The 6,726-nt window shown below is 62.0% G+C and carries 4 protein-coding genes and 6 pseudogenes; 4 read left to right on the top strand and 6 right to left on the bottom strand.

From position 1 onward, the window contains the following. A pseudogene (locus tag EN925_RS17365) lies at positions 1-441 on the top strand (DUF459 domain-containing protein); the annotation flags it as partial. Positions 442-468: 27 nt separating this feature from the next. On the opposite strand, the gene EN925_RS17360 reads toward EN925_RS17365, so the two are convergent. From EN925_RS17360 to EN925_RS40755, 4 genes and pseudogenes are all read right to left on the bottom strand, one after another. Further along, the gene (locus tag EN925_RS17360; protein WP_128336740.1) at positions 469-1,923 is read right to left on the bottom strand and encodes a glutamate synthase subunit beta; all 1,455 of its coding nucleotides are present in this window, start codon (positions 1,921-1,923) and stop codon (positions 469-471) included. A 41-nt stretch (positions 1,924-1,964) separates the two neighbouring features. Then, a pseudogene (locus EN925_RS17355) lies at positions 1,965-2,128 on the bottom strand (thioredoxin domain-containing protein); the annotation flags it as partial. 278 nt (positions 2,129-2,406) lie between these two features. Further along, positions 2,407-2,676, bottom strand: a pseudogene (locus EN925_RS17350) (pyridoxal-phosphate dependent enzyme); the annotation flags it as partial. Positions 2,677-2,684: 8 nt separating this feature from the next. Continuing rightward, positions 2,685-2,889: pseudogene (locus tag EN925_RS40755) on the bottom strand (isopenicillin N synthase family oxygenase); the annotation flags it as partial. Between the two features lie 801 nt (positions 2,890-3,690). Between EN925_RS40755 and EN925_RS17340 the strand changes: the two are divergent. The 3 genes and pseudogenes from EN925_RS17340 to EN925_RS41655 all read left to right on the top strand — a co-directional run. Then, a pseudogene (locus EN925_RS17340) lies at positions 3,691-3,970 on the top strand (DUF411 domain-containing protein); the annotation flags it as partial. A gap of 9 nt (positions 3,971-3,979) precedes the next feature. Continuing rightward, positions 3,980-4,213 (top strand): hypothetical protein, encoded by a 234-nt coding sequence (locus EN925_RS40750; RefSeq protein WP_127312611.1) that lies wholly within the window; start codon positions 3,980-3,982, stop codon positions 4,211-4,213. 41 nt (positions 4,214-4,254) lie between these two features. Continuing rightward, complete coding sequence (locus EN925_RS41655) at positions 4,255-4,746, top strand: cytochrome c (RefSeq protein WP_244514239.1); 492 nt, start codon at positions 4,255-4,257, stop codon at positions 4,744-4,746. A gap of 238 nt (positions 4,747-4,984) precedes the next feature. Here EN925_RS41655 and EN925_RS17325 read toward each other — a convergent pair whose 3' ends face one another. Together EN925_RS17325 and EN925_RS41480 are read right to left on the bottom strand one after the other, a co-directional pair. Then, complete coding sequence (locus EN925_RS17325; protein ID WP_063169404.1) at positions 4,985-5,401, bottom strand: hypothetical protein; 417 nt, start codon at positions 5,399-5,401, stop codon at positions 4,985-4,987. Positions 5,402-6,521: 1,120 nt separating this feature from the next. Beyond that, positions 6,522-6,726: pseudogene (locus tag EN925_RS41480) on the bottom strand (hypothetical protein); the annotation flags it as partial.

Raw genomic sequence — 6,726 nt, 5'->3', positions numbered from 1 at the left:
TTCGTCACCAGCGGCCCCAACATCAACGGCCAGCCGGTGCGGCTGCGCGCCGATGACGGCATCAATATCTCGAAGGCGGGCAAGCGCAAGCTCGCCTTCTACACCGAAAAACCGCTGCTGAAGATCCTCGGCCTGACCGCGCCGGGAAGCATGATTACACCGTCCGCTCCGGCAGGCGCCCCTGTCGAGACGCCGGCGCCGGCCGCGCCCCCCATCGTCATCGACCGCACTGCGCCGATGCTGCTCAGCGATCCGGCACTCGACGGCGGCTCGGAGCTGCTTGGCGCGGCACCGCCGGCAAAGGCCAATCCGGACCTGCCCGGTGAAAAGCTTGTGGTCGAGGGCAAGGCACCGATTGCATCGCCCGGCCGCGCCGACGATTTCTCCTGGCCGCCGAAGGCCGCAGCCGCGACCGACACCACGACCGCGATCAATCGTTAGTGTCGCAGCGCGGCTCCGAGGCCGGGCTCAGCGCGGGAGAACGCTCGACCCCATCAACGCCTCGTCGATCGCGCGCGCCGCCTGGCGGCCCTCGCGGATCGCCCAGACGACCAGCGACTGGCCGCGCCGCACGTCGCCCGCCGCATAGAGCTTTTCGACGCTGGTCCTGTAGTCCCGGTCATTGGCCTCGACATTCTTCGAGCGGCGGCTGTCAATGGCGATCTTCATCTGGCCGGCCAGTTCCGACACCGGCCCGCGAGCGGCTGGCCCGGCAAAGCCGATGGCGATGAACGCGAGATCGGCGCGGATGACGAATTCGGTGCCGGCGATCGGCTTGCGCTTGTCGTCGACCTCGCAGCACTTGACGCCGGTCAGCTGGCCTTCCTCGCCGATGAATTCGAGCGTCGCCACCTGGAATTCGCGCTCGGCGCCTTCGGCCTGCGAGGACGAGGTGCGCATCTTCGTCGCCCAGTATGGCCAGACCGAAAGCTTGTCTTCCTTCTCCGGCGGCTGCGGGCGGATGTCGAGCTGTGTGACGCGAACCGCACCTTGGCGGAAAGCGGTGCCGACGCAGTCGGACGCGGTATCGCCGCCGCCGACGACGACGACATGCTGGCCGCCGGCGAGGATCGGATGCGACGGCCACGCCACCGACTGGATCGGTTCGCCGCCGACACGCCTGTTCTGCTGCACCAGATAGGGCATCGCGTCATGCACGCCGCCGAGATCGTCGCCGGGAATGCCGGCCGCGCGCGGCGTTTCGGAACCGCCGCAATAAAGCACGGCGTCATGTTCGGCGAGCAGCTCGGCAACCGGCTTGTCGACGCCGACATTGACGCCGCAATGGAAGGTGACGCCCTCGCCCTGCATCTGCTCGATGCGCCGGTCGATATAGTGCTTCTCGATCTTGAAGTCGGGAATGCCGTAACGCATCAACCCGCCGGGCCGGCTCTCGCGCTCATAGACATGGACGTCGTGGCCGGCGCGGCCGAGCTGCTGGGCAGCCGACATGCCGGCCGGGCCGGAGCCGATGACGGCGACGCGCTTGCCGGTCTTCTTCTCCGGCGGATAGGGCCTGATATGGCCGGTTTCGTAAGCCTTGTCGGCGATCGCCTGCTCGACCGTCTTGATGGCGACGGGAATGTCCTCGAGGTTCAGCGTGCAGGCTTCCTCGCAAGGTGCGGGGCAGATGCGGCCGGTGAACTCCGGGAAATTGTTGGTCGAATGCAGGTTGCGGATCGCGTTGTCCCAGTCGCCATTGTAGACGAGGTCGTTCCAGTCTGGAATCTGGTTGTGGATCGGGCAGCCGGTCGGCCCGTGACAGAACGGAATGCCGCAATCCATGCAGCGCGCGGCCTGTTTCTCGACCTCTTTGTCGGACATCGGCAGCGTGAATTCGCGGAAATGCCGGATGCGGTCGGAGGCCGGCTGGTACTTGTGCACCTGCCGGTCGATTTCGAGAAAGCCTGTTACCTTGCCCATAGTCCAGTTCCTGCTGTCCAGATGGTGCGCCTGGCGACGCCCTGCAGCTGGATCAGATGGGGCATCCCGTCCACACATGGGCCGCACCAAGTTGCCCAAAATTCGACTATGTACACTTGCCGGGCTCAAAGCTCGTGAGGGGCTCGCCATGCAGCCAGTTCTCGACTCTAATCGAAGGAGCCGGGGACTCCATCTGCAATACCACGTTGCGGTCCAAAGCTATTTCCAAAGGTTTCTGCACGAGCTGGTTTCCTCTCAGAGACGGCACACGGGTTCAGGGAGGAGCGCATCGCTCGTCTTGCCCCATTGAGTGCAGTCACAGTCACTCAGTCTCAAAAGCCATGCCAACGCGCTCAGCGCGCAGTTAGCGCCCATTGCTTCGAAAAACCTCGTCAGTGCCCAGATGTTGGTTGTAATGAACCTGACATTTGTCTGACGCTGTCAGCTTTTGGACACGCGATCACGCGCTTCGTGCCGCCAGATGGCCAGGCCGAGCCCTGTGTTGCCAGCGGTCGCTTCGATGATTGTACCGCCCCGCGCGTGCCACGCTGTTCGGCATTAACGATCATCGACAACGCAATGCGATCCTTGATCGATCCGCCGGGATTCTGGCTTTCGATCTTGACGAAGCGACGACACCTGCCGGTATCGAATCTCTTCAGTTCGACGACCGGCGTCTCCCCAATCAGATCGAGCACTGACAAATGGCGGACGCAGGCGAGAGGACGCCTTTGTCGACGGTCGGCGGAACATCTCGAGGCTCATGCGGCTGCGGTCTCCAGAATGTCGGCATAGTGCCGTTGCGCAATATCGGGATGCGAGCGCAGTCGGCTCTTCAGCAGTTGCGGAACAGGGGATTGTCGGGGTCGCTGGCGGGGCACCCGCTTCGGCAGCCAGTTCAGGCGGCAGGTCAAGAAACCGTATGTCGGCATCAAGCCGCGCGCCGAAGAAGAAGGGAATAGAAACAGTGCCCTTCGAAAGACCCAGGGCGACGGAAATCATTGCATCGGGCGAGTTCATGCGCCTGAAGCAGCGCTGGCTGCAACTGCTTCATAGCGACAGGCGGGCGGAGACTCTAGCGGGGCTTTCGCCGCTTGGTTGATTGAGGCTCTCGACGAAGCCACTAAGATTCGGCGGCCGATAATAGCTTGCTGCTCATTGGGACGCCGACCAACGCCGGGATTGAGAAAGGCAACCCTGCCCCACAAGGCGGGTGTCACACGTGCGGTGCGTCCGCTCGTCGCGCCGGATGGTCTTTGAGACCTGGGTTCACGGCTATTCAGATGCACCCCTGTCGGCTTTTCGGTGCAGGCCGCCAGGCGGCGTGTTGCAGCAGCGGTAATTAGTTTGAGAGCGTGCGAGCACGGGCTGCATAGTGAGATCATTTGCCGGCGTGGGGACCAAGGTGTGGCGCAGCCTTAGAGAACTCAACACCGAGACCGGAGCAACGGAGACGGCTCTTTCGTCGAGACAGTTTAATTGGAAGGCCGAGAAGCACCGGCTGGGTAGCGTCACGCCGCATCATTCTTTGCGGAGCTGGAGCGCGCGGGATCGCTGGAGCGGCTGGTGAAAGCGGTTGCCGGGGCGCACGCCAACAACAACACGTGAGCTGGCGCCTCGTGTGGCAAAAGGAGGGGGCGAGAGCCCATGGCCTGCAATGAAGCGATCAAGCATTGCGATCGTGGAACCAAGCTGCCTAGTCGACCATCCGGACCGCGGCCTTCAAGCCAGCTCGCCTTGGAATCGGCCTTCCAGGAATCACCGTCAAGGCCGACTCACGACCTTTTCGCCATGAGCCGCGAAGAGGGCATTCCGCCGGAAGCCGATGGCTGCCTTCTCTCGTTCATCGACGGCTATGTGGTGAGCGGCCATGTGCCGGTCGGCACGGTCAACAAGCTCTTGACCGAGCGGCCCGACATCAAAGGGCATGACGCTGCCCGGCATGCCGATGGGCTCCCCCGGCATGAGTGGCACGAAGGAAGCGCCCTTCGAGATTCTCGAAATCCGAAAGTCTGACGCGACCGGCGGCATCTACGCCACGGAATAGGAGGCTTCGATGATGGAATGCATGAGCGGCATGATGATGTTCGGCACGGGCCTGGTGTGGCTGCTTGTCGTCGTCGTGCTCGTCCTCGGGACGGCCGCGCTGATCAAATACCTGTTCTCCAGCGGCGGCAAAGGAGAAGGGCGTCGGTCCTCTTATCGATGCGTGGCCGCGGCAGGCCTCGGATTGGTCTGGACATTGCCTTGGCTCGCCAACCGGATGGCCGCGCCCCGGCCGCGGCGATAGCGCTAGGCAAGACGGTTTTAGCCAGGCGAAGGTCAGCGCGATTGGAAAGCCCGCTGCCTTCGGGACGCATGCCGGCGCCGGGACCGGCCGCGGTCGTCGGCGGCGGCTACCAGAGCGACATGCCGGGCTTCGGGAATGTCCTCACCGACGAGGAGATCCGGGCCGTTCTGGCCTTCATCAAAAGCACATGGCCCGAGCGGGAACGCGCCTATCAGGCAGATGAGCCGCCGGGAGCGGGAGCAGACACAGTGAGACCAATCCTAGCCGCGGAGCCCTCGAACGCCCCCAACCGGAATGCATTGTCCATGAAAGCGAAACCGTCGCTTGCGATTCAATTTCTGGCGCTGATCCTCGGGACCTCCGCGCTGGCCCACCATCCGGGCGCCGATCTCGACAAGATGAGGGACAGCGCGGAGAGGTTCTTCCAGGCGATCGACGAGCAGGCCGCGCCGCCTTTCGAACTGGCCGACGCGGACGGAAGGGCCGTCCGCCTTCCGATCTCTCCGACAAGATCGTGGTGCTCTACTTCATGACGAGGTAACCTTGGAAGAAGAAGGCGACGGCCACTGGCGGCAGGATGGCAAGCACGCTGGCCGCAAAAAGCGGCCCATACTCATAGAAGCGGGCCGGTTCTGTCGCAAATCGTGCTTTTGGCCACAACTGGACGCTTTCGCGCGCTTATGGACCAGCTCACATGACAGGGCTCGACGTGCCCCGGGGTGGCGCCCTACTTCCACGCTCGCACTGTCACACTCCCGCCGAAAGGCGGGTTTAGTGAGTTATGGCAGTGACTGTGCCACCAGTCCAAACGTCGAGTTTCGCGGCAACTTCGACGCTTTCCTTAGCTGACTTGCCCAAAACCAGCGCGGCCAAAGCATACTGCTTGCCGCTCCCGATGGCATAATATTCACCTTTCACGGGATCACTTGGCAGCCAATTGCCGTCCAACAATACGGCTTCCCCATTTTTGCGCACTATCAGCGCCTCAAATTCAAAATTGTCGTCGTTGCGCGGCACAGGAATATCAGAAACATCCATGCCCTTCTCAACCCAGTCTCGAACGGCCTTTGGAATACCCAAGGACGAAGAGGAAACGCCGATGAGTGTGCCGTCGCATAAGCGAAACACCTTCGTTTTCTCACCGACGGATACTGAGTCAAAACCCAAGGCTCGGCCGTCGCCAGCCATGGTTCCGTTCCTGTAAGCTATTGTTGTCATTGGCACCCTTCTATCGCTGCATCAAACTTCAGGACCTTGCGCATGTCCCCTGTGTCAAGGTCACTGACCGACGGCCTATTTGCCTGATACACGATACAGGCTGCGCTCCTTGAGTTCGCGCACGGGTGGCCGTCATCTTGCCGCCTTCGCGCAATGCCTTGAACAGGCCGAGTCTGTCCCCCAGCGGGAATGACAACCACCTCCATGTCGTTGAAACGCAGGAAATCCGTCACTTTGCCTCGTCGGTAACGGGCGGAGCCGGAGCGGTCGTCACCGGGCAAGCGCGGTCGCAGTAGGTATCCTGGGCAGCCCGTCAGACATGGATGGCTTCGGTTGTGTCATGCGACTTCTTGTTGGTCGGTCACGTGTTTCCGGATAACCAGCATGCGCTGTGCCAAATGAGAAAACCATTTAAAGTCAATCCAGCAGATCTGACTGTATTCCGACATTGTCGGAAATTGGACATCGCCGAACGCGGGCGCTCGGGGCTTGTGATGATACTTGGGCGTGCTGCTTCGGAGGAGGGATGCGCCTCGTACCGGCCGCGAAGCCTTCCTGCATTTAAGGCGCCAGATCAATTGAACGCGATGCCGGGCAGCGTCGCAGCGGCTAAGCCAGCCACTCGCATTGCTCCCTGACAGGATGGTGCCGATCCTGCTGAGATCGCATGCTGGCGCGACGTTGCTTTGCGGCCACCGTCGCGCCTGCCCGTGAACTGTTCGCGCCTGTGCTCATGCTCGCCTTGACACCCTCGATGGGTCCATCCGGGATGGTCAACCATCCGGAACATAGCGGGCAGGCGGGCATCTTCACCAGCAGTCTCTGTGTCGCTCTCGTGGCGGCAAACAAGATCGAGGCTGGCGGGGTGATGATCAACGGTCCTCGAACCATCGATTTTGATCGCGGTGGCCGTTCAGTGCGTTCAAGCACGAGGCGCCGTTAGACGGCACCGCAGCATCATAGCGAAGTGCCATGCAGGACGACTCCCTGCAGCATCGTCTCGCGCAGCCAAACACTTGCCGGATCACTGTTGTGAACGGCCGGGCGTTTGACGGCCTGTGACGCGAAAAGGCAACGGAAGATCTAGCATTTATGGGGGAAATGTTTTTTCGGAGTGCTTGACCCGCAGGAAGGGCAGGGCATGACTGCCTATCGCCCGACCCGGCAAGGCCGCACTCATGACCGGCTGGGCTCGGTTAATCCTGCATGCCGCGCCCATGAGGTTACTTGTCCGGAGTGCGTCGAGCACAACGAGGAGATGTAGTTCACGATCTTTGAAAAGCGTGGTCAACCAT

Source organism: Mesorhizobium sp. M7A.F.Ca.US.006.04.2.1, from assembly GCF_004022915.1.
Classification (GTDB): Bacteria; Pseudomonadota; Alphaproteobacteria; order Rhizobiales; family Rhizobiaceae; genus Mesorhizobium; species Mesorhizobium ciceri.
Note: the sequence above shows the minus strand (reverse complement) of the source record. Positions and strands in the feature narration are given on the sequence as shown.

Coding starts and splice junctions, on each gene's coding strand:
- EN925_RS40750 (WP_127312611.1), top strand. CDS start 3,980: ATGATGGAATGCATGAGCGGCATGATGATGTTCGGCACGGGCCTGGTG.
- EN925_RS17360 (WP_128336740.1), bottom strand. CDS start 1,923: ATGGGCAAGGTAACAGGCTTTCTCGAAATCGACCGGCAGGTGCACAAG.
- EN925_RS17325 (WP_063169404.1), bottom strand. CDS start 5,401: ATGGCTGGCGACGGCCGAGCCTTGGGTTTTGACTCAGTATCCGTCGGT.